This is a genomic window from Paenibacillus sp. (assembly GCF_048976745.1).
GTDB lineage: Bacteria > Bacillota > Bacilli > Paenibacillales > Paenibacillaceae > Paenibacillus.
The window spans coordinates 36,259-61,337 of sequence record NZ_JBHGUU010000007.1 but is presented as its reverse complement, the minus strand read 5'-3'; the positions used below and the strand labels follow the sequence as shown (position 1 = coordinate 61,337).

Below are 25,079 nucleotides of genomic sequence, written 5' to 3'. Positions count from 1 at the left end.
AATCATCGGACCAGAACCAATGCACGTCCATCTATTGAAAAAAAGCCCAAGCCTAAAGCGACGCTGAATTACGCCCTGTCATAGTAGACCATAGAAGACTATGCTGGGAGCAGTTCAGCATCGCCAAGGCATGGGCTTTTTTGCTGTTTCAAGAATGTCGCAGGAGTTGTTTGATATCCGCCGCCGGACTGGAGCCAAGCTCCTCTTTGAGCAATTCCTCCAGAACCAGATACTGTCGCTGCGCTTCTGTTCTTCGTCCAAGGGACAGATACAACAGGATGATCTCACGATGAATATCTTCCCGAATTGAATCAATCTGGAGGATCCGTTCAAAATAATACAGCGCCCGTAACGGCTCGCCTGCCTTCGCGTGATAGTGGGCAGCAGTTTCCATCGTCATAATGAAATCCAGTTCCAGCTGTCTGGACCAAGCGAAAGCCCACTCATAGTGCCTTCCTTTCAGGAGTTCACCCGTATACAACGTGTCCATCCGCTCGAAGAGCTCGGGTCGATGTGCCGAGGCCTGACGCATCTGCCGGAACAAGACCTCGAACTCGTACAGATCACAGTTGATCGCTTCCCGGTCGATACGGATGCCATTCCTGTCCTTAAGAATGATTGGCACGTCACTGTTATCACCGATGGCTCGTCGCACGTAGTAAAGTGTGGAATTGATGTTGGTCCAGGCTTTCTGCGGACTGAGGTCCTTCCACAACGTATCGGCCAGCGCATCGCGGGTGGTCGATTTGGTATAGAGCAAAAATGCGAGTAACTCTTCCGTTTTGGGCGTTCTAAGCTTGATGGGATTATCTGCTCCGGCTCCGCCGAACACGGTGAATTCACCGAAGAGACGAACGTTCAGTTTGAGTTCAGGCACCGCTGGTTCGGGAGTTGTCACGGACTTGTGAAGCTTTTCCTGCAACCGATTGATACTGCGGGTTAATCGCTCTGCGGTGACCGGTTTGATGACGTAATCGATCACCTCTTTGTCGAAAGCCTGCACGGCATACTCCTCATATCCGGTCACCAGCACGATGGGGAGCGAAGGGTGATGTTTACGCAGTTCACCAATGAGGTGCATACCCGAGATACGAGGCATTGTAATGTCCAGAAATGCCGCATCAAAGCTATTCTCCGCCGCATATTCGCAAGCTTCCTCCGGGTCATGGAATGCACGACACACCTCAACTTCTCCGCTTTCTGTCAAAATACGATTCAGTCGCTTCAGCGACAGGTCCTCATCATCCACGATGATGACTTTTATCATGTTCATACCCCCCGTTCCCATCTGTGCTTATACGTTGATTTGGAAGATCAAATGTAATCCGTGTTCCCTCGCCGTCCAGACTTTCCATCTGAAGGTGTCTGCCATACAGCAGGTTCAACCGACTGGAGATATTCCATAGGCCCACGCCATTGCTGCCGTCCGTGGATTGCCGAATTTCGTCCATTCGTTGCTTAGTGATGCCAATTCCGTTGTCCTCGATGGTGAAACGTGTTTCCGTATCATTCAGATTACGAATGGACAATATGACGCGACCCCCGGCAATGCTGGACATCAGGCCGTGACGAATCGCGTTTTCTATCAGCGGCTGTAACGTGAGGGGTGGAATATCCATGTTCCGGTTCACGTCCGCATCGACATCAATAATGACCTCCAGCCGTGAGCCAAAGCGAGCTTGTTCAATGGCAACGTAGGCTTCAATCATCTCCAGTTCGTTCATCAGGCTGGTTTTGGAGTCGAGATGTTTAAAGTGCACACTGCGCCTTAAGTAACTCGATAATTGCAAAATCAATTGTTCTGCCCGATTCGGTGCATCTACGCACAATTCGGCGATGGCATTCAGGGCGTTATATAGAAAGTGCGGGTTCATCTGTGACCGCAAAAAGGAGATCTCGGCATCTCGCGCGGCCTGAACAGACGTTTTCATCCGGGTCAAACCGCCGATCCGGGCCAGCAGTTCCTCCGATTCGAACGGTTTGGATACAAAATCGTTGGCCCCTTTCTCCAAGGCCAGTTTCAACTGGTTGGCTTTATTACTCGCCGTCAGCATGAGCACGGGCAGCTCGGAAGGGGAGTAGCGCTCCCTGATCCGTTCCAGCAATTCGTAACCCGACATGTCCGGCATCATGATGTCGGCAATGACCAGATGTACGGCAGGAAGCTGGTCGAGCAGTTCCATTACAGAAGGGGAACGTGAGGTTACCGCATAACTGTACCCCTCCAACTTCAAGAGATTCACGATGGTCTGCAAATTAGCCGAGTCGTCGTCCACAACGATGATCCATTCGTTGAGATGCCCTTCCACAATCGTTGGTTCTTCGAACCTTAGTAGCTGATTACCATGACTTGTAGGAGCTATCGTAAGTGGCATGACGTTGGATCGTTTCTCTCCTTTGCCATCTGCGAGAGGAAAGGTCAGGATGAACGTGGCCCCCATGCCGGGTTCCGATTCCGCATGAATGGTTCCGCCATGCAGTTCGACCAGCTTGCGCGTAATGCTTAGTCCAAGACCCGTACCCCCAGCAACGGCTGGACCGGTATCTGCTTCCTGTTCGAACGGCAGGAAGATATGCTCCAGCTTATCCTTACCGATGCCGCGACCCGTATCGACAATGCGAATTTCCGCTTTGCCTTGAACAACCGCAGCACGGATGCTAACCGTGCCACGTTCCGTGAACTTGACGGCATTACCAATCAGATTATGTAAAATCTGAATCAGTCGGTTGCCATCTGCATAGATCGGCGGGAAATGCGCCGGGATGTGGTTAATGAGTTCCACCTTTTTCGCGCCAAGCAGGAAGGAGTGCATCCGCAAGACCGATTCGACAAACGAGTAGAGATCGGTCGAAGACCGGTGGAGCGGGATGTCGCCATGTTTCATTTTCGAATAATCCAGCAATTCATCGACAAGGTAGGTTAATCGTCTGCCGCTTCCCGTCACAATCGCCAAGTTATGGGCCTGATCGTCGGTAAGCGGGCCTTCGGCACCTTTGAGCAGGCTCTCACTGATGTTGACAATCGCATTCAGCGGTGTTTTGAGCTCATGCGAAGTGTTGGACAGGAAGTCGTCCTTTACTTTATCCAGCAAGAGTAACTGGTCCTTGAGAGCGCGTACCGTACGATATGACTCGAAGAATCGAAGGACCGCCAGAAACAGCATCAGGATGCTGAACAGGACAATCGAGACCTGCCCGATGTTCATATTTTCCTTAAGTGAGATGGAGAAGAGGTTAATGTCCAGACAGTACAGTGTGATGCTTAAGAGAGCCGCGTACCACAGAAAAGCAGACAGTCGTTCACCCTTCTCACTCGTCAGAAACTGTGATGCGCATTGATACAGCAACCAGAGCAGCATCAAGGTGTACATCACGACGACGTAAGGCGCAACAAGCCCATAGACTGAGATTGGCAGGAGTGCGACCATACATAAGTAAGCTCCGAAGATGATCAGAATCACCGTCGTAAGCAGACCGGACAGGATGCCTGTTTTGAATCGGTAGAAGTAAAAGGTCAACAGACCCAGACATGCCATGGAGCAGAAATCTTTTAATTTATAGAGTGTGCTAAAGGAGATTTCCGTATTCAACATGGATAACACACGTTCGCTGATCATGCCGTTATAGAGTGCATACAGCAGACAGACTAGACCAATCAGCAGCAGGGAATCGTCCCTGTTTCGGTAGAGTGCGGACCCCAGGTAACTGATGAGGAATATGATTGCAATGGTAGCCAGTACAGCAAGCGTGCCGAATTCGACAGCTGTGCTAATTTGATGTTTATTCAGCATGGCTGCTTGTTCGCCGAAAAAGAGTGGCCCCGGAATGCCAGAGTCCGTGTAATCGTAATTAGCCACCCGGATCAAAATTTCAATGTCACCGCCATGATAAGGGAAAAAGCCAATCTGGGGGGAGTTACCCGGTCGGTATCCCGCTGATTTCTCCATGGCATGTCCGTCTTCCAGCAGCTTGTTGCCATTGATATAGATTTCGCTGGCAAAACGAATGTTCATTTTTTTGATCGCCAGCGTTCCCAGGGCAGGTACATTTCGGAGCACCAGTCGATACGTGGCAAAGCCGTGGGTTGGCAGTCGTTCGCCGTCTATTTTAAGTCGATTCCAGGAACCGGGAACTTTTGCATATGTATCGGGTGCTTTTGTTGGACCAACCTGATTCGGAGTTGCAGATTCCACAGGAAGCAGCTGGTTCCAGTAAAATTCCCACTCCCCGTCCAGCTTGATCCGCTCGTCCTGTTCCGGGTTCCAGTCCGATAGGTCCATAACACCTTGACGGGCATGAAGCGCCGCAGACTGGGGTTCTCTGATCGTTGACAGGAGCAGAACAGTAATAGCGAGTACAACAGTCAGGACAATGCCTGAAATTTTTAATAACACAAAATGCTGCTCCTTTAGAGGTTGTTTGATCCTTTTGGTAGCTTCGAACCAAATCTCTTGTATTCTATCGGCATTGTAGCGAATAACGCTAGGGGGTGCAATCAAATTTCGACATTTTTTTCTGTTTATTGTTGCGTGCGTGAGTTCATACCCAACCCGTGAATTCCAATATCGACGCTTTTGCAGACTGTGCTTCCGTATGAGCCGCTTTGCGCCAGGTTTTGGGTGATTCTCCCATCAGTTTGGCAAAGCAGCGGTTAAAGCTGGAGATGGATCGGAAGCCAACTTGCTCGGAGATGGACAGAATGGAGGACTCCGTGCTTTTCAATCGCTTGCATGCCTCTTCAATCCGGGTACTGTTCAGAAAATCGAGCGGTGTGGTTCCCATGATCTCATGGAACTTGCGGCGAAAATGCGTTGTACTCAGATGACACAGATCCGCGAGGTAACCGATGGTTACGGGCATCATGTAATTTTGGGTGATAAACTCAAGCACGGGTGAGATGACCAAGTCGCCTTGGAGGTCACGTTCCCGTTCCTGATCTGACCAGCTCTCATTGTTCGCATGAAGTCGAAGAAGTTCGATATATAGAGACATCAACAAGCCGTATGCGCTCTCCCGATAATAGGGGGACTGCTGCTTGATCTCTTCTACCACTGATGTTGCGAGTGTGTGAAGTTTGGGATATTGTTCCTTATTCAGAATGCAATTACTTCCCTGGATCGCCCATAAATTCGGTTCAATGTGACTTTGTGCTGTTTTGAGTGAATGACGGAAGAGTTCTTCAGGTGAAAAAAAGATATAAGCCCACAGGCTGGCGTTATTAGGTGAACTGTATGTGGTGTGCGGAAGATAACGGGGAATGAAGGTGATGTCTCCTGCTCGAAAAGGCACAGATTCCCCCTTAATCTCCATGATTCCCTCATCTGAATAACAGATGCCAATCTCCATGTGGTTATGGAAATGAAGATGCTCACTCTTGATATCGGAGATTCTCCAGCGGTCTCCACTAAGTAACAGGACTGGGAAATCAATGGGCAGGCTATAGTGACGATATTCAATGACCGGTTTCTTCGGTTTGGGCATTTTCAAGGACTCCCATGTATAAATGATTGAAATTGCGCAGTTTTGTTGTGAATATGCTTAGATTGAGACTATTTTACTGCGTACAATGGAATAAGTAAAGCGTTTACAAAAATGGACGGACACCTCTCAGGGCGCACTTGGGGGCGTGTGTGCAGGGAGAGGGGAATAACAATGCTTCAAGTGAAATATGACAGGGAACAGATTCTAAACGTAATCGAGAACGTTACCAAGAAAACACTGGATATGGATCTGACATGGGATTGGCCCGGTGGTGTGGCTTATTATGGTGTATCCAGAGCCTATCAGACGACAGGCAACCAAGAGATTCTGGACAGGCTGGTGAAGTGGGCAGACGAATACATCGAGCTGGGTCTTCCAAGTTGGACGGTCAATACATGTGCGATGGGCCATGTGCTCATCACTTTATATGAAGAGACCGGGGATCAGAAATATTGGGATATTGTCCTCAGTAAGGTCGATTATCTCCAGAATCATGCCCTTCGCTTTGGAGACAATGTGCTTCAACATACGGTATCCGTTTCCAATGACTTTCCGGAACAGGCTTGGGCGGACACCTTGTTTATGGCGGCATTTTTCCTGCTCCGTGTAGGTAGCAAATTAAAAGATGAGGCTATGATTCAGGATGCGCTGAATCAGTATTACTGGCATATCAAATACCTCCAAGATCCGAGCAGCAGTCTGTGGTATCACGGTTATAATCATATCAACAAGGACCACATGTCCGGATTTTACTGGGGAAGAGCGAACGCTTGGGGAGCCTATACGATGTCTCAAGTGAAGCCGCAATTGAACGACTGGTATTTGTATCCGCAGTGTATGGATGTAGAATGTGCACTTCGCGATCAATTGGCGGCTCTCAAGCTGGTGCAGACCGAGAATGGCTTGTGGCGTACGGTTTTGAATGACGAGGAATCGTATGAAGAGGTGTCGGCTTCCGCGGGTATTGCAGCTGCCATGATCAATAACGGCAATCCACTGCATACCAAATACGTGCAAAAGGCACTGGAGGGCATCCTGAACAACATTAGTGAAGATGGACGCGTGCTTGGTGTATCTGGCGGTACGGCAGTGATGAAGGATCGGGATGGCTATCGTAATATTCCAAAAGACTGGATTCAGGGCTGGGGTCAGGGCCTGGCACTTGCTTTTCTGTCCGATATGTTGAGATAGGGAGGGAACCCAATTGTCCAAACCAACCAAAGGCTCCTTTACACTACCGGGAGAATCCGGGTATGAGGCATTGACGCTGGAACTTGCCGATCGCTGGGGTGCCGATGTGATCCGTGACAGTGACGGTACGAAATTATCTGATGAGATTATTAATGCCGGATATGGCATCTATTCAACCATTTGTATTATTCGGGATCATAATGAGTGGGCGTCCCGTAATTTGGATAAGCTGCAGCAATGTTTTCTCATTACGAATCCAAAGGTTGCTGTGCAAGATTATGTATCCATCTATCTGATGGAGGATTTTTTTGCAGAACAATTCAGGGTGAATGATTCCAAAGAAGCATTTAAATACTGGCAAGTGTATGATCGTACGACTGGAGAAGAAGTTCCTAGAGGACAGTGGAATTATGAGAGGGAATCGGGCAATGTGGTCATTACTGGCGTTGCTCCCTGGCATAAATACACGGTGAGTTTCATGGTCTATCGGATCTGGGAAGAGATCTCCATGTACAATCATACGACGAATAACTGGGACAAAGAGCATCTGATGCAGATAGACCCGATCTATACGGACACACAAACCTATTTGCTGGATTGGATGGAAAAGTGGTGCCAAAATCATCCGGAAACAACGGTTGTACGTTTTACATCCCTATTTTATAACTTCGCCTGGATCTGGGGCAGCGACGAGCGAAATCGCCATCTGTTCTCGGATTGGGGTTCATACGATTTCACGGTAAGTTCGAGAGCGCTGGATCTGTTTGCTGAGAAATATGGGTATTCCCTCTTAGCCGAAGACTTTGTAAATGGCGGTAAATATCAGGTCACTCATATGCCTGCGGATCAGCGAAAGCTGGATTGGATGGCATTTATCAATGATTTTGTGATTGAATTCGGTAAGAAATTAATTGATATTGTGCACAAGCATGACAAGCTGGCGTATGTCTTTTATGATGACAGTTGGGTAGGCATGGAGCCGTACAATGATCGCTTTCAAGAGTTTGGATTCGACGGCATGATCAAATGTGTGTTCTCTGGTTATGAAGCAAGAATGTGCTCAGGCGTTAAGGTTGATACCCATGAGATTCGCCTGCATCCCTATTTGTTCCCAGTTGGCTTAGGCGGGCTTCCTACCTTCAAGGAGGGCGGAGATCCTACCCTGGATGCGAAGAAATATTGGATTAATATCCGGCGTGCACTGCTTCGGGAACCGATTGACCGGATTGGACTGGGTGGATACTTACATCTGGTTGAGCCTTACCCGGACTTTGTGGATTACATCGAGAAGATTGCCCATGAATTCAGGGGAATGAAAGAGCTGCATCAAGAGGGAAAACCATATCAGATCAAGACAAAGGTAGCCGTGCTGCACAGCTGGGGCAAGTTAAGATCGTGGACCTTGTCCGGTCATTTTCATGAAACGCATATGCATGATCTGATTCATGTGAATGAGGCCTTATCCGGGTTGCCGATCGAGGTCAAATTCATTGATTTTGAGGATATTCGTCAGGGCGTATTGAACGATGTGGATGTTGTCATCAATGCCGGCTCTGCAGGTTCAGCCTGGAGTGGTGGAGCACACTGGAATGACCACCGATGTGTAGACATCCTGACCCAGTGGGTGTACGAAGGCGGTACCTTTATGGGTATCAACCAGCCTTCAGCGGCTGAAGGGTACGACAGCTTTTTCAGAATGGCGCATGTGCTTGGGGTAGATGAAGATACAGGTGCAAGAGTTGTTCATGGAAAGTGGTCGGTTGAGGTTCAAGATGAGCATGGTTTGGTGCCGGAAGCTGCAAATATCACGTCAAAAGGTAAAGGTAACATTTATCTAACGGATGGGACAGCTAAAGTATTGCACGAGACAGATGGCAACATCACGTTGACTACGCATGCCTTCGGGAAAGGCCAAGGAATCTATCTGTCTTCATTCATATTTAACTGGGAAAATACGAGATTACTGCAGAATCTGATTCGTTTTGCCGGGAATGAGATGGAGGACACGAAGTATATTCCGGATAACTTGTATACCGAATGTGCCTACTACCCCGAGAGCAACATATTGGTAGTGATCAATAACAGCGATCAGGTTCAGTCCACGACGATTGATACGGAGCATGGAAAACAGAGCATGGAATTGAACCCGTATGATACAATGATCACCAAAATTGGTTTAACAAAATCGGTATCCCCATAGAATAATGACTCGATAGACCGTATTCCTTAACCAGGAAGCGGTCTATTTTATTTATGAGTTGAATCAATTTCATTAACGTATATATTGCGGATCTTACTGTATAGTGTTAACACTATCTGGTAGAATATGTATATAAAGATAGGGATTATGAGCCCTAATATATTATTGTTTTATCTGTTCAAAGGAGAGAGCACCCTAATGTACAGTTATAAAATGTTGGACAAGATCAGCATGGAAACACTCCACCAAGCGTTTTTGGACGCGTTTTCTGACTACCAGGTTAAAATGGATTTCCCTTTTTGGAAGTTTCAGCAAATGTTCCAACGAAGGGGGTATCAACCCGAAATCTCTATGGGAGCCTTAAAGGATGGGAGACTGGTCGGATTTGTTATCAATGGACTTCGAAGCTGGAATGGAAAGCCAACGGCATAGGTGTTGCAAACAGCATCCTGACAGAGATGGTCCAACGCACAGAATCGCCTAGAATCAGTGTCCTCAATGTGGAATCTCATCTGAAACCGATGGAAGATTTCCTCCTGGTCAAATCAGGTTTTGCATATCATGTTGGCCAGTACGAAATGCTCTTGAAATTATAACGTGCTCGCCGTTTCGATGTAGGATCAGATTGGCTTCAAACGAAAATATGTGCAATTGTTCTCCTACTCGTTATAATAATATGGATGTCAATGTAAGAGGAGACAACGATAAGACATGAGCCGCAAGAGATACTGTAAGCGCATTCAGTTTCTGGATGATTGGAGTCTCAAAACGAAGTTGTACATATTGTTCATTTTTTGTGTGCTGGTTCCGGTCCTGGTCACCAATACCGTGTTTTACCAAAGCATCAAAGGTAACATTGAGGAGAAGGAGCACAGCCGGTTCAATGAGATGCAGCAAAGGATCAAGTTCAACCTGCGGAATAGTATAGACAATAGCCTGTATGTGTCCAATTTTCTCTATACCGATGGAACACTGAACCGTTTCATGGAGTCCAAGTATCGCGATCAGGAAGACTATTACTCTGCCTATTATGAGATGCTTAGCAACAACAATCTGGTCAGGTACTATTACAGTTACCAGCAGGTGAACCAAATTACGTTCTATGTTGGCAATGATACCTTCGTCAATGGAGGAAACTTCATTAAGCTGGATGACGAGGTGAAGAAAAGTGAATGGTATCAAGCGCTGATGAACACGAGTGACCATATCATGATCTATTCGTATTTTGACAAACAGCAGGCAGAGATGTCGCAAAGTCAGGGAGGACGCAAAGTCAGCATTATTCGTAAGCTGGATTACTTTGGGGAGCAGCAGGTTGAAAAGGTGTTAAAAGTTGATCTGGACTACGCCTTCATCAACAAATCGCTTAAAAATGAGGGAGCAAATGGGAAGGTGTATGTCGTTTCGGATGGCAGGGTCATTTTCTCGAACGATTCAAAAATGAATCAGACTCGCAAGCCATTTCATTTGATTGCGGACAGTCCAATTGACCCTGTTCAATCCATGCAATCGATTCCTGTTGTATCCGAGGATTGGCAGATTATTGTCAGCACGGAGAAAGTGGACGTTCTATCGGAGATTGTTAATTCCAAGTTTAATTTGACGTTGCTGATCATTCTTAATCTGTTGTTGCCTACACTGCTGATCTGGTTGATATCCAGATCACTGGTCAGCAGAGTGGATCGGATAGCGAAGCACCTGGATCAAGTGAAGCATGAGAAATTTGAGGTCATATCGGGACCTGTCGGCAAGGACGAGATCGGCAGCCTGACCCATAGTTATAACATGATGGTCATCAAGATCAAGAATCTGATTGAGATTGTGTTTAAGGGTCAGGTGGAGCGGCAAGCCCTTGAACTCTCTAAGAAGCAGGCGGAGCTGAAAGCCCTTCAGAGTCAGGTGAATCCCCATTTCATGTTCAACACGCTGGAAACGATCCGTATGCGGAGCTTGATCAAGGATGAACTTGAAACCTCCGATGTCATTCATAGACTGGCACTGCTGCTGCGTCAGACGATCAATTGGGGCGACGATTTGATTACAATCGCAGAAGAGATCAATTTCGTGGAGAGTTATCTGAGTATCCAGCAGTATCGCTTTGGCGAAAAGCTGCAATTCGCAATCAGGATGACAGACGAATCCATTGCTGCGATGATGATACCCAAGCTAACCATTCTCACCTTTGTGGAGAATGCTTGCATCCATGGCATCGAGGGGACTTCAAATGATGGGGTCGTGGAGGTATTATTCGAAATTCGAAGTAATGAACTGTACATTTCCATTCGAGACACCGGAGTCGGTATGGAGCAGGACAAGCTCGCCTCGCTCCGCAAAATGATGCAAGACCCGAGTATGGATCGGATGAGCGAGCTTAGCAGCATTGGCATGATGAATGCATATATTCGGTTGCGGATGTATTTTGATGATTTCGTTCAGGTGCACATATTCAGTGAGAAGGGGAAGGGAACAACGATTGGTATTCAAATTCCTCTTATGCAGGCATCTCAAGAATAAGGAGCGAGGATATGATCAACGTGCTGATTGTGGACGATGAGCCATTTATTCGCCAAGGACTTCTCTTGTTAATTGATTGGGAGTCTTACGGATTTCAGATTTGCGGTCAGGCTTCCAATGGCATACAGGCATTGGAGTGCATACGCGCTGTACAGCCTGATCTGGTTATTTCCGACATCAAGATGCCGGAAATGGACGGAATGCAGCTTGCCAAAACCTTGTACGAGCAATATAGCGGTGACATCAAGCTGATCCTTCTTAGTGGATTCTATGAGTTTGGATACGCCAAGCAGGCAATCAAATATCAAGTGGATGATTATATTCTCAAGCCTATTGTGAAGACCGAACTGGTTCAGGTGCTTGAGGAGTTCAGGGACGCATTTCATGCGCGGTTGGAAGAGAAGCGATATCAGCAAAAAAAGGATCGAATGATTATGGCCCAGCATATGCAGTCGATCTTGCTTGGGGTGGCCGAGGAGGAGGCTATTACAAGTCTGCAGCCCCACTATCAAGATGCCGGCATACTGCGTTGTATCTTGGTTGAGGCGGAGTGCGGTCCAGAACAGGGAGCGGATTGGTGCGCCAAGGTTGAGGCATGGATGGGCAAGCCCTTTCCGGGACAAGTTTTGAAGCCGTTTACAGGTGATAAAAATGCGGTTTTGCTCATTGTTACGGACCTGATGGTGAATCGTGAGGGAGTGGCCTTGGAACCATATTTGACCCGATTACATGCCGAGCTGAGCCAAGGCCAAGAGGCGGCTATTGCTTGTTATGTTGGGAAGGAAGTACATAGTTTGGAGGCGCTGCATGAGTCTTATCAATCCTGCGGCATAATGAAAAGCTTACGTTTCTTCACCACTTCTGGGCCCATATATTACTTTGAGTTTATGGATACGAACCTATTTATTAATCGGCCGGGACAGTCCGAAAAACAATTGTTCGATGGGCTAATTAAGTCTATTGAGGAACAGCAGACGGATGAGCTTTACAGCCATGCAAAGGCGATTTTTCAATTTTTTCTGGATGAGAGAATCGAGCCTGGTATGGTTCGAATCCACTTGCATTATTTGGCATACACTTTGTTGGATCTCGTGAATAGCGATACGGCCACTCCAGATTCCGGGTTGATGGAATCGACATTTCTGAAGGTGAACTTCGCGATGTTATCTATGGAGGAAAACATTGATCATTTATGCGAGTTCTCGCTCATGTGCGCTGAGAAACTGAAGGAGCAGCAAAAGTCGAATGCAATGGGCGTATTAGCCAAAATCGAGGCCTTCATTCACGAGCATTACAGAGAGAATATCAGCCTAAAATTACTGGGAGAGCAGTTTTACATGAACAGTGCATATCTGGGACAGATTTTCAAAAAGCATTACTCAATCAGCTTCAGTGATTATTTGAATCAATTGCGTATTGAGGAAGCCGCCCGGCTGTTGCGCAGAACAGATCAAAGAGTATACGAAATTGCAACAATGGTGGGATATCGGGACTCCGATTATTTTATTAGCCGGTTCGAGAAACTCATGGGGGAGACTCCTGCACAATATCGTAAAAGTGCCCATGCTGCGTACTCTCTTGATTCAACATCCTGTACTCCTTGACGGAGTGGCGGGATATTTTTTTTTCGCAGATACTGGAATTAGTGGGATGCCATCTATAGTTTATCCCGTTGAGAGGGGCATGGAAGCATGATAATTTTAAGTCAGCCTTCGGAAAGCGCTTTCCAAAAAGCTTCTGTCAATATAATCGATGGAGGGGTCATGATGAAAAAGGATGTTAGAAAAAGAATCAAGTATAGTGCTCTGCTCGCTTTAATACTGGTCATCGCACTCACTGGATGTACACCGGGATCGTCCTCGAAAGGGGAAAAGACAGCAGATGGAAGGGAATTGAAACAATTTTCCGCATTTTTTGCCGTACCGGGAAAAATTGCGCCTGACGATAATCGGGTGTTAAAAGCTATTGAGGAGAAAACAGGCGTCCGAGTTACGATGGACTGGCTTACGGGCCAAACAGCCAAAGAGCGAATTGGTGTACTCATTGCAGGCGGCGAATATCCCGATTTTATCGATGGGAGTGATGGTACTCAACAACTGGTAGCAGCAGGGGCATTAGTACCACTTGAGGATTACATCGATAAATATCCAAACATCAAAAATTACCTGGGCGAAGACTGGAAGAAGATGAAAAATACGACGGATGGACATATCTACTTCATTCCTCAATTCGGCAATATACAAGAGAAGTCGATGAAAGTATCCCATGACGGAGAAGCATTCTGGATTCAGAAGGCCGTACTGGAGTGGGATAATTATCCGACAATCAAAACGCTTGACCAATACTTCGACTTGATTGAACGGTATAAAGCAGCTCACCCAACCGTTGATGGTCAGCCAACAATTGGATTTGAAATTATCTCCTATGACTGGCGTTATTTCGCACTGGAGAACCCACCGCTCTTCATGGCTGGTTATCCTAACGAAGGCGCAGCCATCGTTGATAAAGAAACGCTGACGGCCAAAAACTATAATACGATTCCTGAAGCGAAAGCATACTTCAAGAAGATCAATGAGGTATATCATCAAGGCCTGGTCGATAACGAAACCTTTACAGCAAACTATGATCAATATATCTCCAAAATTTCAACCGGACGTGTGCTGGGCATGGTGGATCAAGGATGGCAGTTCCTTGACGCAGAGGCATCACTCGTGAAGCAAAAATTGTATGACAAAACCTATGTACCGTTATCCATTACACTCTCCGAGGACGTTAAAGGACGCTATCAGAACAATCCCATCCTTAACGTAAATGGCGGCTTGGCTATTACCAAGAGTTGCGAGGATATCGAGGGAGCACTTCAATATATTAATGATTTGCTGGACCCTGAGATGGAAGTATTGAGAACCTGGGGACAGGAAGGCGTGGATTACCAGGTTGATGACAAAGGTGTGTTCTCCAGGAATGAAGAGCAACGTGCAAATTCCAAAGATCCGGACTGGGTGCTGGCGAATACGGGAAGCCCGTTGGTCTATTTCCCGCATCATGAAGGCATGACCGCTGACGGGAAGAATGCCCTTGACCCTAAGGAGCAGCCGGAGGAGTACCTTGCCACATTGAATGACATCGACAAAAAAGTGCTGAAAGCATATGGATATACGAAGTTTACAGACTTCCTTGAGCCTGCGGAGGAAAATGAACCGTGGTTCCCAATCTATACCTATAATTTCGAACCGAATAAACCGGAGACCATCGCCAGACAGAAGATGGACGATGTAAAGCGCAAGTGGCTGCCAAAAGTGATTATGACTTCACCAGCCGAATTTGATAAGGCCTGGGAAGAATATCAAGCCACACTCAAGGAAAGTGCAGATATTAAAGCGTATGAAGATGCGCTGACGGAAGAAGTCCGCAGACGCATGGAACTGTGGGGATAAAGGCCTGTCACACCGAAAGGCTATGGGGAACCCCGTAGCCTTTCTTACACACTATATAAGTTGAATTAATCATTTGCACGATAACGGAGAGGACAGAAAAAACCTGAAAAAGCGAAGCGGTCGCCTAAAAGCTTTCTGAAAGAAAGCTGCATCGGAAGCATACGCTATCACCGGATTTTCCCTTTAGGAAAAGGGAATCAAAAAAATCTGGGGATAACAGCGATTGGAAGGTTATTCTGTCATCGTAGTGTCAGTGTAAATAATCTTTAGTTCAACTTATATAGATTGGGAGATTGGATAGGAATGGAATCGATTCATCCAGACTGGGTGATATAGATAAACTCGTAAGCAAGGAGAGAAAAAACATGGCAAAAAAGGAGTTGCAGCCTTCGTTAAAAACCAGTCATATCCCCGCGGGAACAAGCTGGATCGGGTACAACCTGTCCAGAATGAAAAGTCAGCGGCAATTAATGTGGATGTCATTTCCGTTTATTGCGTTTATCGCTATTTTTGCGTATGGACCATTATGGGGCTGGTTGATGGCGTTTCAAAATTATAGACCTGGCATTGGTTTTACGGAGCAGGATTGGGTGGGGCTGGATCATTTTCGAACGTTATTCACGGACCCTACATTTTTACGTGTCATTCGTAACACTCTGGCGATGAGTCTGATCAGTCTGTTTCTGGGATTTGTCGGCTCGATTGGTCTGGCGCTTTTATTGAATGAACTGCGGATGATATTGTTCAAACGTGTGGTACAGACGGTTTCCTATCTTCCGCATTTCCTGTCGTGGATCATCGTAACAGGTATCGTTGCGAATGTATTGTCAACGGAAACAGGAATTGTGAATGTACTGTTGACGAAATTGGGCCTGATTGATGCACCGATCAATTTTTTTGCTGAACCCAAATACTTCTGGGGAATTGTGGGTCTCTCCAGCATGTGGAAGGAAATTGGCTGGGGCACGATTATCTATCTGGCGGCCATGGCGTCGATTAATCCGAGCTTGTACGAGGCAGCTTCCATCGACGGAGCCGGGCGGTTTCGCAAAATGTTCAATGTCACACTTCCAAGCATCAAACCAACGATCATTATCCTGCTTATCATCAACGTGGGTAACGTACTGAACGCAGGCTTTGAGATCCAATACTTGCTGGGGAACGGACTGGTGCAGGATGTATCCGAGACGATCGACATTTTTGTTCTAAAATACGGGATTAATCTTGGTAACTACTCACTTGCTACCGCAGCAGGCATTTTCAAAAGTGTGGTCAGTCTGGTGCTCATATTTATCGCCAACGGGATTGCCAAGTCTCTTGGTGAAGAGCGATTGATATGATAAGGGGGCATAGCTGTGAAACGATTTAGTAGAAAACAAAACTTGGGAGATTCAATTTTTTCCATCACGAATGGCATATTTATGTTACTTGTCATGGTGGTTACGTTATATCCTTTTTTAAACACTATTGCCGTATCTTTCAATAATGGGCTGGATACGATCCGCGGGGGGATCTATCTCTGGCCGAGGGAATGGACGCTGCAAAATTACGTCTCCGTATTCCAGAATCCGAATCTGACACAAGCTGCATTTATATCGGTTGCCCGAACCGTAGTTGGAACGGTGGTACAGTTATTCTGTACAGCCATGCTGGCTTATGTGCTGAGCCGCAAGGAGTATATGTTTAACAAATTGGTTACGACGCTGTTCGTCATGACGATGTATTTCAGCGGCGGTTTGATTCCGGGATACATGCTGATCAAACAAGTGGGGCTGCTGAACAACTTCTGGGTATACATTATTCCCGGCTTGATTGGGGTATTCAACATGATTGTCATTCGTACCTACATTCAGGGACTGTCGGAGGGATTGATTGAATCCGCGAAGATGGATGGAGCCGGAGATTTTCGGATTTTCATGCGTATCATACTTCCTCTATCCAAGCCGGTGCTGGCTACGGTCGCATTGTTCATAGCTGTAGGTCAGTGGAACTCCTGGTTTGACTCCATGTTGTACACGGCGGGAAATCGGAATTTGACCACCTTGCAGTATGAGCTTATGAAATTGTTATCCTCTGCGACATCACAGGGGGGAACGGTCAACGTGGATTCATACAAAAATGTAACCAACATGGTGACTCCTGTATCCATTCGGGCAGCGATCACCGTTGTAACGGCAATGCCGATTGTATTACTGTATCCGTTCTTGCAAAAATACTTTGTGACTGGACTAACCATTGGAGGGGTAAAAGAATGAAAACTGCAAATCAAAGCGAACAATTCACGTTTAACAATCCGATTATGCCTGGGTTTTATCCAGATCCGTCCGTATGTCGGGTGGGGGAAGATTTCTATTTGGTGACATCGACATTTGCCTATTTTCCTGGCGTTCCAATCTTTCAGAGTCGTGATCTTGTACATTGGGAACAGATTGGCAATGTGCTGGACCGCCCTTCGCAATTAAATCTTCAGGGGGCAGGCCATTCACAGGGGATATTCGCTCCAACACTTCGGTATCATGAAGGTACCTTCTATATGATTACAACCAATGTATCTCATGGCGGCAATTTTGTTGTAACCGCTACCGATCCGGCTGGGCCATGGTCTGATCCTTATTTTATCGAAGGTGCAGAAGGCATCGATCCGACGATTTTCTTCGATGGTGGCAAAGCATATTACCTTGGTACACGTCCTTGTTCTGAGGGAGTTCGTTATAATGGCAATTGGGAAGTTTGGTTGAGAGAGCTTGATCTGACGAATATGAAGCTGGTGGGAGACAGCTACGTTCTGTGGCGTGGGGCGATGGTGGACGTCATCTGGCCGGAAGGGCCGCATTTGTACAAAATCGGTGAATATTATTATCTGTTGATTGCAGAAGGCGGGACGGGATTAAACCATGCGGTAACGATTGCACGCAGCAGTAGTCTGACCGAAGGTTACGTGGGAAATCCGAATAATCCAATCATTACACATCGCCATCTGGGCAAGCATTATCCGGTAATCAATGTAGGCCATGCCGATCTGGTGCAGGCTGCGAATGGTCAATGGTTCATGGTTATGTTGGCTTCCCGCCCGTATGGAGGGAGTTATAGCAACCTGGGCAGAGAGACCTTCCTGGCTTCCGTAGACTGGGAGGATGGCTGGCCTGTGGTGAATCAGGGGAGAGGTACACTGGAAGAACAAGGAACCCTGCAACTGCCACCTGTACACACACCGCCGCCGCTCCGATGTGATCATTTCGACCATGAACGTCTGGGTCTGCAATGGATGTTCCTGCGTAATCCACAGGAAGACTTGTATTCATTAACTGAGCGCAAAGGATATTTGCGATTGAAGCTGAAACCGCAAACATTGAAGGAAAAAGAGAATTCCAGCTTTGTCTGCCTACGGCAGAGGCATATGGATTACGTGGCGGCTACAGCCATGGAATTTGTGCCCAGGAATGCACACGAAACGGTTGGTCTCGTTGTTATTCAGAACGATCAGTATCACGTACGGATTGAGCGTGCTCTGTCCGAGAATCAGCAGGTGCTGCGTGTGGTGACCGTTATAGATGGTCAAGATACCCAAATTGCCCAAACCGCGCTGGATAGTGAAGTATCACGATTGTATATCAAACTGGCCGCAATAGGTCAGCAACTAAGCTTCTACTACAGCACGGATGGAAGTCAGTATCATCCGGTTGCGGAACAGGTGGATACAAGCAGCTTGAGCACCGAAGTGGCTGGCGGTTTTGTTGGCTGCTGTATCGGAATGTTTAGCAGTAGCAACGGTACTTCATCTGATCAGGTGGCAGACTTTGACTGGTTTGAATATGGTTCATATCATAATTAGATGATAGAATAGCAGCAAGAAAGCTCAATCCGGTGGTTGTAGTCCAAGGATTGAGCTTTTTTTGTTCTTTTTGCCAAAGGGAACACTGTGGTGGATTGCGGGACGCGTTACAGCTTATTGATTAGTTTCATATGTTGAGTGATTAATGATGTTAACTATTTTATGCTGAGCATCCCTGGCTTCCGGAATCGGATAAAGGACAAAGACATGGTTCATTTTGGGATAAACGTACGTCTGGTGATTGATTCTTTGATCGGTAAGCAGTTTGTCGAGCTTCATATTATCAGGAAACAAGCCTTCGTGGGTTCCGATAAAGATGCTGATTTTGCCCAAACCGGCGAAATCTCCGTAAATTGGACTGATTAACGGATCGTTCAACGGTTTGTCAGCTGCCCAGATCCGCCGGATGACATCATACCCTTCCACAGCGAGCATAGGGTCACGGGTCTCGTAATCGAATATGACCGGATTGTCCAGCACCATATCCACACAAGGGGATAACAAGATGATATCTTTGGGCTGCGGGAGATCATGCATCTTCAGATAATGGGCCAAGGCAAGGGATATGTTCCCGCCTGCGGAATCCCCCATTATGGTGAGTTGTGTCGGGTCTTCAACGGAGGCAAGCAGATCCCGGTATAGATTGAGCAATTTCGGATACGTGTGCTGATAGTTGAAATGCGGAACCTTTGGATAGATGGGAGCAATAACTTTGGCATTCAGAGCCTGAGCCATGCGGTCCATGAATTTCCAGTGTAAAGACAGCGGCTGGTGTGTATGCGCCCCGCCATGAATGTAGAGAATGACCTTCTGTTCACGGGAATGCTGATCGTTTAATGTAAATACCTGCATGTCTTCATAGGAACGTTCTTTGATGGAACATGACAGTTTGGTTTTACCCAAGGTATAAGGTTTAATGTTTTCCAAGCCCATATGATCCAGGTGTTTGCGGGTAAGCTCGCGTGTTGAAAAAAATTTCTTGGTATCTAACGTTCCGATATATTTCTCAAATAGAAAGCTCGTCAACGAGCGTTTGTGATTATGGATATACATGTTCATTGAGGAATCACCCTTCCTGATGGAGTTCAGATATACGATCTGTGGAGACTATAAGGCAAGTATAAAGGTTGAAGTGTACTTCAAGGTCAATCTTAATTTTTCCTTCAAACCGTTTACGGTTAGAGTAAAGCATAGTACCCGTTCTATGTTATGATATTTGCATCTTCAAAAGTTCGATTGAAGGGGCATAGCGTATGAATCAGAGCATACAACAGTTTAAAGCGGATTTTTTCAAAGCGTTGGCACACCCGATGCGGATTCAGATTCTGGAACTGCTGAGTGAAGGAGCCAAGAACGTGAATGAATTGCAAAGCATTCTGGGATCGGAAGGCTCTGCTGTTTCACAACAACTGGCTGTACTGCGCAGCAAAAATGTGGTTCAGGGAATTAAAGAAGGGACAACCGTCACCTATTCGCTGCGTGATCCGCTGATTAAGGACCTGCTGGCAGTCACCAAACAGATTTTTGACAATCACCTGGTTGATACCATTTCCATGTTGGAAGACATTCGTAAAGAGTCCTGACACAATAAACAAGAGCAACGGGGTGTAATGACCGGCGGTTCTTGTTTTTTTGTGTTGGTTTCCTGCTGGAATTGTGTGTAATCCGATTGACAGGACGTGTGCAGGGGAGTAGTCTTTGGTATATATTCAAATATTTAAATATATGAAGAAAAGAAGGTTTTTGTACATGAGATGGATGGGGAGATATGCAGGTTACAATGCTGCGGCTTTTCGCAAGGATCTGTTATCAGGGCTGATTGTAGGTATTATTGCGATTCCACTCGGTATGGCCTTTGCCATTGCTTCAGGGGTCAAACCGGAGTATGGATTGTATACCACAGTAATCGCAGGGATTCTCATTTCCTTGCTGGGTGGGTCCAGGTTCCAGATTGGCGGGCCAACGGGGGCATTCATTCCGATCCTCTTCGCCATTGTGATGCAGTATGGATATGAGAATCTGCTGATCGCCGGAATGATGGCCGGTTTGATGCTTGTACTTATGGGCTTATTCAAGCTTGGGGCATTCATTAAGTTTATTCCTAGGCCGGTGACGATCGGGTTCACGGCAGGGATTGCCGTCATTATTTTTAGCGGACAAATTACAAACTTCCTGGGACTTCGGGGCATCGAGAAACACGAGGATTTCTGGTCCAATATGAAAGAAATCGGGATGCATATCTCGACAATTAATATATACAGTGTGCTTACAGCTGGAATCTGTCTGGCTGTTCTTCTGCTTGTGCCCAAGTTTGCACCAAAGGTGCCTGCATCACTGGTGGGGCTTGTTCTTTCGACGCTGGTCGCAGCGCTCTTTTTTGAAGGACAGGTGGCTACGATCGGTTCGTCCTTTGGCGCAATTCCTAACGCTTTGCCTCAGTTTCATGTACCAGAGATCACTTGGGAGCGTATCCTGAACTTGCTGCAACCCGCTTTTGTCATCGCCATGCTGGGGGGAATTGAATCGCTGCTGTCGGCTGTTGTTGCCGATGGCATGACCGGAAGTCGGCATAACAGTAATCGGGAGTTGATTGGGCAGGGGATCGCTAATATGGTGACGCCGTTATTTGGGGGTATTCCTGCAACAGGAGCGATTGCACGTACGGCAACGAATATCAAATCCGGCGCAGTATCGCCATGGTCTGGCGTGATTCACGGTGTGGTGGTTTTGCTGGTACTTGTTCTCTTTGCGCCATATGCATCCCATATTCCTCTTGCCAGTATGGCTCCCGTTCTCATGCTGGTTGCCTGGAATATGAGTGAACGGAGATCCTTCGTACATGTTATGAAAACCAAAACGAGCGATTCACTCGTTCTGCTTATTACCTTTTTGCTTACCGTATTTACAAGTTTAACAACGGCTGTAGAGGTGGGGTTGATTCTGGCTGTTCTTTTATTTGTGAAGCGGATGAGTGAGATGTTGAAGGTTGCCAAAGTACTGCCCGATCCCGAGCATAAACATGAGAAAGTCATGGCCCACATGGTTCGGGAAGGACATGACTGTCCGCAAATAAGCCTGTATACAATTGAAGGGCCACTTTTTTTCGGCGCAGCGGATATGTTCGAGAAGTCGGTCATGGATTCCATTCATCGGCGACCAGGCACTCTGCTGTTGCGCATGGGCAAGGTGCCGTTTATGGATACGACAGGTGAATCCAATCTGGCCCGTGTTGTTAAACATATGGAGAGATCCGGGGGCAGGGTTTTACTTTCAGGCATACAGGCGCAACCGTTGGAGATGCTGAAAAAAACAGGTTTGATTGAACGGATTGGTTTGGATCATATGTTTGAGCACACGGGTGAAGCTATCAATTATGCATTGCAGCATCTGGATGTTCAGAAATGTAGGGGGTGCAAACATTTTGCCTTTCGTGAATGTGCTGCATTGTCGAGCACTGGTACCGATTCAGAACGCAATAATCTACTGAAATCTGGAAAGCGGGCCAATGCAAATAACCTTATATAATCCCGCGGAGATGAGATGAAACTATAGGAGTCTAAAGAGTATTTACTCATCAAAATATATATTCTGGAAAATAAATAAAAAATATACTATGTTATAGGTTGATAGGTGAAAAGGATTATATCGTTCATCAGATGAGAAATAATCATATTAAAACCGAAGGAGCAACCATATGTCCATTCAACCGACTGCTTTACGTTCAGTGCTTAACCCCAGGTATCTGGAGTCTGCATTGAGGGATCAGTATAACATTGGAACATGGGAAGAATGTTTGTTTTGGCTGAGAGGATTGAATGATACCTACCGGGTTCGCACATCCAGTGGCATGTATATTCTCCGTATCTACCGCACTGAAATTTCGGAGGAAGATGTTCACTACGAACTATCGTTATTGTCTCAACTGAAGAATGTTCTAGGTTCTGCGGAACACACCGACATTGGAGAATACATCGAGAAGAAAGATCACACGGGATATACGGTGTTGGAGGCTGCGGAAGGCAAGCGGGTTGCTGTGATGTTTCGGTATATTGAGGGTACGGAGAACAATCTGGAGGATGAGGAGTCTTGTTACGCCTTTGGTCAATCTGCCGCTGAATTGCATAAGGCTATGGATCAGGTGAACGTGGAGCTGCCACGATATGAGCTTGATTTGAAATTTCTTATCGATGAACCCCTTAAGCGAATCATTCACTATATCGGTGAGCACCATGAAGCAGTCGCATTTCTCCATACGTTTGCCACAACGATAAAAGAACGCATCGTTGCCGCTTCAAGACAAGATCTGGACTTTGGTCTGTGCCATGGCGATATGCATGGGAATAACAATGCGTTTCAACAGGAGCATCAGTTCATCCATTATGACTTCGAGTGGGCAGCCAAAAGCTGGCGTGCTTACGATCTGGCCCAAGTGAAGGTGAGAAAGAGACAGTCTGAAGATCGAAAGGCTGTATTATGGAAAGCGCTCATGGCAGGTTATCGTTCAGTCAGAAGTTTCTCTGCCGAAGATGAACAGGCGCTTGATCTCTTTATTATCGCTCGAAGGTTCTGGGTGATGGGTCTGGATGTTGCTTTTATCGAGAGTGATATGGGTGCGCTGGATTATGGCGAGGATTGGCTGAATGACTTTCTGGAAGAGTTCCGGGATACGGGGATTGTATCGTAGGCGAGTGATGAACATTTTTTTAGATATAGGCTTGAATGCTTTAAGACCCTTCCGAGTGAACTGAACTCGAGAGGGTCTTTTTCAACTCATATTGAAGGTAACATGGTCATTTGTTAGTTCGATGATGATGAAGCAGCTGCAGCCGAAGCTGCGGCCGCTGCGGCCATGGCTGCTTGTTGAGCGATGATAATATTCGTGATACTGGTTGAGATCGTTGTCGTAAGCACACCGTTTCGCAGATTCTCCACATGTTGAATGGCTATCAACGCAGATGAGAACAGGAGCAACTCCTGTTTATCGATTGACCAAGCACCGAAGCCTTTTTGAGTCCGTAACCAGTCATTAGTTTCCGCGACTTCATCCACTAACGCGTCTCTGTCCGAAGGCAGTAGAGAAAGTATCCCGAGAGAAGGTAATGTATACGTTTTATCCATTCGGAGATCTCTTTTGCGGAAAGCTTCATTTAAGGCAATCACACGAGCACCTGCATCCGGGGTATCCTCTCCAAGAACCAGTACCTGTGTTAACGCCTGCACACTGTTTCTGGAAGAGAACTCTGGTTTTAATTCCCTATAGAGTTGTTCCATCCTTGCCACACCAGTATCCACGTCGAGATCGGAAAGGGCTAACATAGCAGCGAAAATGTAGTCATCCTGACCAGTAAGGAAGCGATGCTCTGCTCTCATACTGTCATAGAATGATTTGGCTCGCTCCACCGTAGGTTGAAACTGCTCAGGTGATACCTGAGTAGCGATCTGATAGGCGGCAATAACGAGATAATCGGAGGTGCGGAATCTGATCTCTTTCATCAGGTCGTAGACATGCAGGGTATCTGCCAGCTTTGTGTTCTCATCCGTTGTAAGGGAGAGCATGGTAGCAATGCTAATGGCAGAATTACCTCTGAATGCAGAGAAGAGTTTTGTGTTTTGCTTAATCAACTCTTGGCTTTGGCGAATGGCTTCCGCATCAGTAACTTTATTCTCCGCTGCATAGAGCAAGGCGGCCAGACGGTGAATCATCCCATGTTGCCATTTGAACGACTTCTTGATGATTTGAGTGTTGGAAACGAATAATTCAACTCGTTCTGCATGATGTTGTTGCATAAACACACCTCCATATTCACTGTTATTCAACAATACCCTTCCAGCTTCCTTCATTCCGTCGGTGTAAACAGATTAGATGATTAGGAATGTCAAATGAATTAAAGCGATTATTCCCATAGGGTAGATCATTGATCTGGAGAACCCATTTTTAAACTCATTTCGAGGATGTTTTTCGAAACAGAAGTGTAATACGGTATGTATGATGAAAAAGATATCCAGCACCCAGAATGTAATGGTCTGATACGAGCTAAAAAGAAGAGAGAGGATGATGGTATACATTGGCAGGTGGATCCAAGTGAAATACCTATACGCTTTATCATCTTCCATATCTTTTAACACGATAAACAATTTCCACTCGGATCGCCGGATGGCATCCATTTCGTGAAGCAGGAAGAGAGACAGGTTGAATACAAATAAGACCAGTAAGAAGTCTGGCATGTGAAGCCTCCCCATTTATCAATGTACTATGATCAAGATAATCAATACGAAATAGCCTTTTGATGGTTTCAGGCATATCTATTGACAGAGAAAATCCCGGGGAGAATTAATAATTGGATGATCGCAGTTTCAGGGGCTGTTTCAAAAAAATAAATATTTTCATTATTTAATGTGCTAAAGGATTTTAGTGTGAAGTGTC

At 46.3% G+C, this 25,079-nt stretch carries 17 protein-coding genes; 11 read left to right on the top strand and 6 right to left on the bottom strand.

The genetic code is table 11. The features are described from left to right. Positions 1-148: 148 nt before the first annotated feature. From ACE3K2_RS14385 to ACE3K2_RS14375, 3 genes are all read right to left on the bottom strand, one after another. The gene (locus ACE3K2_RS14385; RefSeq protein WP_421891374.1) at positions 149-1,267 is read right to left on the bottom strand and encodes a response regulator; all 1,119 of its coding nucleotides are present in this window, start codon (positions 1,265-1,267) and stop codon (positions 149-151) included. After that, positions 1,242-4,394: an ATP-binding protein gene (locus tag ACE3K2_RS14380; RefSeq protein WP_421891371.1), complete on the bottom strand. Its 3,153-nt coding sequence runs from the start codon at positions 4,392-4,394 to the stop codon at positions 1,242-1,244. Before ACE3K2_RS14380 ends, ACE3K2_RS14385 begins: the two co-directional genes overlap by 26 nt. Before the next feature lie 145 nt (positions 4,395-4,539). Beyond that, the gene (locus ACE3K2_RS14375) at positions 4,540-5,481 is read right to left on the bottom strand and encodes a helix-turn-helix domain-containing protein (RefSeq protein ID WP_421891368.1); all 942 of its coding nucleotides are present in this window, start codon (positions 5,479-5,481) and stop codon (positions 4,540-4,542) included. A gap of 171 nt (positions 5,482-5,652) precedes the next feature. Here ACE3K2_RS14375 and ACE3K2_RS14370 point away from each other — a divergent pair, with 171 nt between their 5' ends. From ACE3K2_RS14370 to ACE3K2_RS14335, 8 genes are all read left to right on the top strand, one after another. Next, positions 5,653-6,672 carry a glycoside hydrolase family 88/105 protein gene (locus ACE3K2_RS14370; protein WP_421891366.1) on the top strand — a complete coding sequence of 340 codons (1,020 nt, stop codon included), beginning with the start codon at positions 5,653-5,655 and terminating at the stop codon, positions 6,670-6,672. A gap of 13 nt (positions 6,673-6,685) precedes the next feature. After that, positions 6,686-8,872, top strand: coding sequence for a 1,3-beta-galactosyl-N-acetylhexosamine phosphorylase (gene gnpA, locus ACE3K2_RS14365; RefSeq protein ID WP_421891363.1), 2,187 nt, complete (start codon positions 6,686-6,688; stop codon positions 8,870-8,872). A 711-nt stretch (positions 8,873-9,583) separates the two neighbouring features. Then, positions 9,584-11,386: a cache domain-containing sensor histidine kinase gene (locus ACE3K2_RS14360; RefSeq protein ID WP_421891360.1), complete on the top strand. Its 1,803-nt coding sequence runs from the start codon at positions 9,584-9,586 to the stop codon at positions 11,384-11,386. Positions 11,387-11,397: 11 nt separating this feature from the next. Next, positions 11,398-12,990, top strand: coding sequence for a response regulator transcription factor (locus ACE3K2_RS14355; protein ID WP_421891357.1), 1,593 nt, complete (start codon positions 11,398-11,400; stop codon positions 12,988-12,990). Between the two features lie 159 nt (positions 12,991-13,149). Then, positions 13,150-14,823, top strand: a complete 1,674-nt coding sequence (locus ACE3K2_RS14350; protein WP_206537064.1) for an extracellular solute-binding protein — start codon at positions 13,150-13,152, stop codon at positions 14,821-14,823. Positions 14,824-15,188: 365 nt separating this feature from the next. Next, the gene (locus ACE3K2_RS14345) at positions 15,189-16,163 is read left to right on the top strand and encodes an ABC transporter permease (RefSeq protein WP_347399839.1); all 975 of its coding nucleotides are present in this window, start codon (positions 15,189-15,191) and stop codon (positions 16,161-16,163) included. A gap of 15 nt (positions 16,164-16,178) precedes the next feature. Further along, positions 16,179-17,078 (top strand): carbohydrate ABC transporter permease, encoded by a 900-nt coding sequence (locus ACE3K2_RS14340; RefSeq protein ID WP_421891353.1) that lies wholly within the window; start codon positions 16,179-16,181, stop codon positions 17,076-17,078. After that, positions 17,075-18,655: a glycoside hydrolase family 43 protein gene (locus ACE3K2_RS14335; protein WP_421891350.1), complete on the top strand. Its 1,581-nt coding sequence runs from the start codon at positions 17,075-17,077 to the stop codon at positions 18,653-18,655. Before ACE3K2_RS14340 ends, ACE3K2_RS14335 begins: the two co-directional genes overlap by 4 nt. Before the next feature lie 114 nt (positions 18,656-18,769). Here the strand turns inward: ACE3K2_RS14335 and ACE3K2_RS14330 are convergent, their stop codons facing one another. Further along, positions 18,770-19,714 carry an alpha/beta hydrolase fold domain-containing protein gene (locus ACE3K2_RS14330; protein ID WP_421891347.1) on the bottom strand — a complete coding sequence of 315 codons (945 nt, stop codon included), beginning with the start codon at positions 19,712-19,714 and terminating at the stop codon, positions 18,770-18,772. A 194-nt stretch (positions 19,715-19,908) separates the two neighbouring features. Here ACE3K2_RS14330 and ACE3K2_RS14325 point away from each other — a divergent pair, with 194 nt between their 5' ends. From ACE3K2_RS14325 to ACE3K2_RS14315, 3 genes are all read left to right on the top strand, one after another. Beyond that, the gene (locus tag ACE3K2_RS14325; RefSeq protein ID WP_421891344.1) at positions 19,909-20,238 is read left to right on the top strand and encodes an ArsR/SmtB family transcription factor; all 330 of its coding nucleotides are present in this window, start codon (positions 19,909-19,911) and stop codon (positions 20,236-20,238) included. Between the two features lie 166 nt (positions 20,239-20,404). Further along, positions 20,405-22,180 (top strand): SulP family inorganic anion transporter, encoded by a 1,776-nt coding sequence (locus ACE3K2_RS14320; RefSeq protein ID WP_421891341.1) that lies wholly within the window; start codon positions 20,405-20,407, stop codon positions 22,178-22,180. Between the two features lie 169 nt (positions 22,181-22,349). Beyond that, the gene (locus ACE3K2_RS14315; RefSeq protein ID WP_421891338.1) at positions 22,350-23,339 is read left to right on the top strand and encodes a phosphotransferase; all 990 of its coding nucleotides are present in this window, start codon (positions 22,350-22,352) and stop codon (positions 23,337-23,339) included. A gap of 113 nt (positions 23,340-23,452) precedes the next feature. Here the strand turns inward: ACE3K2_RS14315 and ACE3K2_RS14310 are convergent, their stop codons facing one another. Both ACE3K2_RS14310 and ACE3K2_RS14305 read right to left on the bottom strand, forming a co-directional pair. Continuing rightward, positions 23,453-24,442, bottom strand: coding sequence for a DUF4003 family protein (locus ACE3K2_RS14310; protein WP_421891335.1), 990 nt, complete (start codon positions 24,440-24,442; stop codon positions 23,453-23,455). 72 nt (positions 24,443-24,514) lie between these two features. Then, positions 24,515-24,880, bottom strand: coding sequence for a DUF6713 family protein (locus ACE3K2_RS14305; RefSeq protein WP_421891332.1), 366 nt, complete (start codon positions 24,878-24,880; stop codon positions 24,515-24,517). Positions 24,881-25,079: the final 199 nt, after the last annotated feature.

Bases quoted from the DNA above. Each gene is read 5' to 3' on its own strand.
- ACE3K2_RS14330 (WP_421891347.1), bottom strand. From the start codon at position 19,714: ATGAACATGTATATCCATAATCACAAACGCTCGTTGACGAGCTTTCTA.
- ACE3K2_RS14385 (WP_421891374.1), bottom strand. From the start codon at position 1,267: ATGATAAAAGTCATCATCGTGGATGATGAGGACCTGTCGCTGAAGCGA.
- ACE3K2_RS14315 (WP_421891338.1), top strand. From the start codon at position 22,350: ATGTCCATTCAACCGACTGCTTTACGTTCAGTGCTTAACCCCAGGTAT.
- ACE3K2_RS14305 (WP_421891332.1), bottom strand. From the start codon at position 24,880: ATGCCAGACTTCTTACTGGTCTTATTTGTATTCAACCTGTCTCTCTTC.
- ACE3K2_RS14355 (WP_421891357.1), top strand. From the start codon at position 11,398: ATGATCAACGTGCTGATTGTGGACGATGAGCCATTTATTCGCCAAGGA.
- ACE3K2_RS14370 (WP_421891366.1), top strand. From the start codon at position 5,653: ATGCTTCAAGTGAAATATGACAGGGAACAGATTCTAAACGTAATCGAG.
- ACE3K2_RS14310 (WP_421891335.1), bottom strand. From the start codon at position 24,442: ATGCAACAACATCATGCAGAACGAGTTGAATTATTCGTTTCCAACACT.
- ACE3K2_RS14375 (WP_421891368.1), bottom strand. From the start codon at position 5,481: ATGCCCAAACCGAAGAAACCGGTCATTGAATATCGTCACTATAGCCTG.
- ACE3K2_RS14350 (WP_206537064.1), top strand. From the start codon at position 13,150: ATGATGAAAAAGGATGTTAGAAAAAGAATCAAGTATAGTGCTCTGCTC.
- ACE3K2_RS14345 (WP_347399839.1), top strand. From the start codon at position 15,189: ATGGCAAAAAAGGAGTTGCAGCCTTCGTTAAAAACCAGTCATATCCCC.
- ACE3K2_RS14360 (WP_421891360.1), top strand. From the start codon at position 9,584: ATGAGCCGCAAGAGATACTGTAAGCGCATTCAGTTTCTGGATGATTGG.
- ACE3K2_RS14335 (WP_421891350.1), top strand. From the start codon at position 17,075: ATGAAAACTGCAAATCAAAGCGAACAATTCACGTTTAACAATCCGATT.
- ACE3K2_RS14325 (WP_421891344.1), top strand. From the start codon at position 19,909: ATGAATCAGAGCATACAACAGTTTAAAGCGGATTTTTTCAAAGCGTTG.
- ACE3K2_RS14320 (WP_421891341.1), top strand. From the start codon at position 20,405: ATGAGATGGATGGGGAGATATGCAGGTTACAATGCTGCGGCTTTTCGC.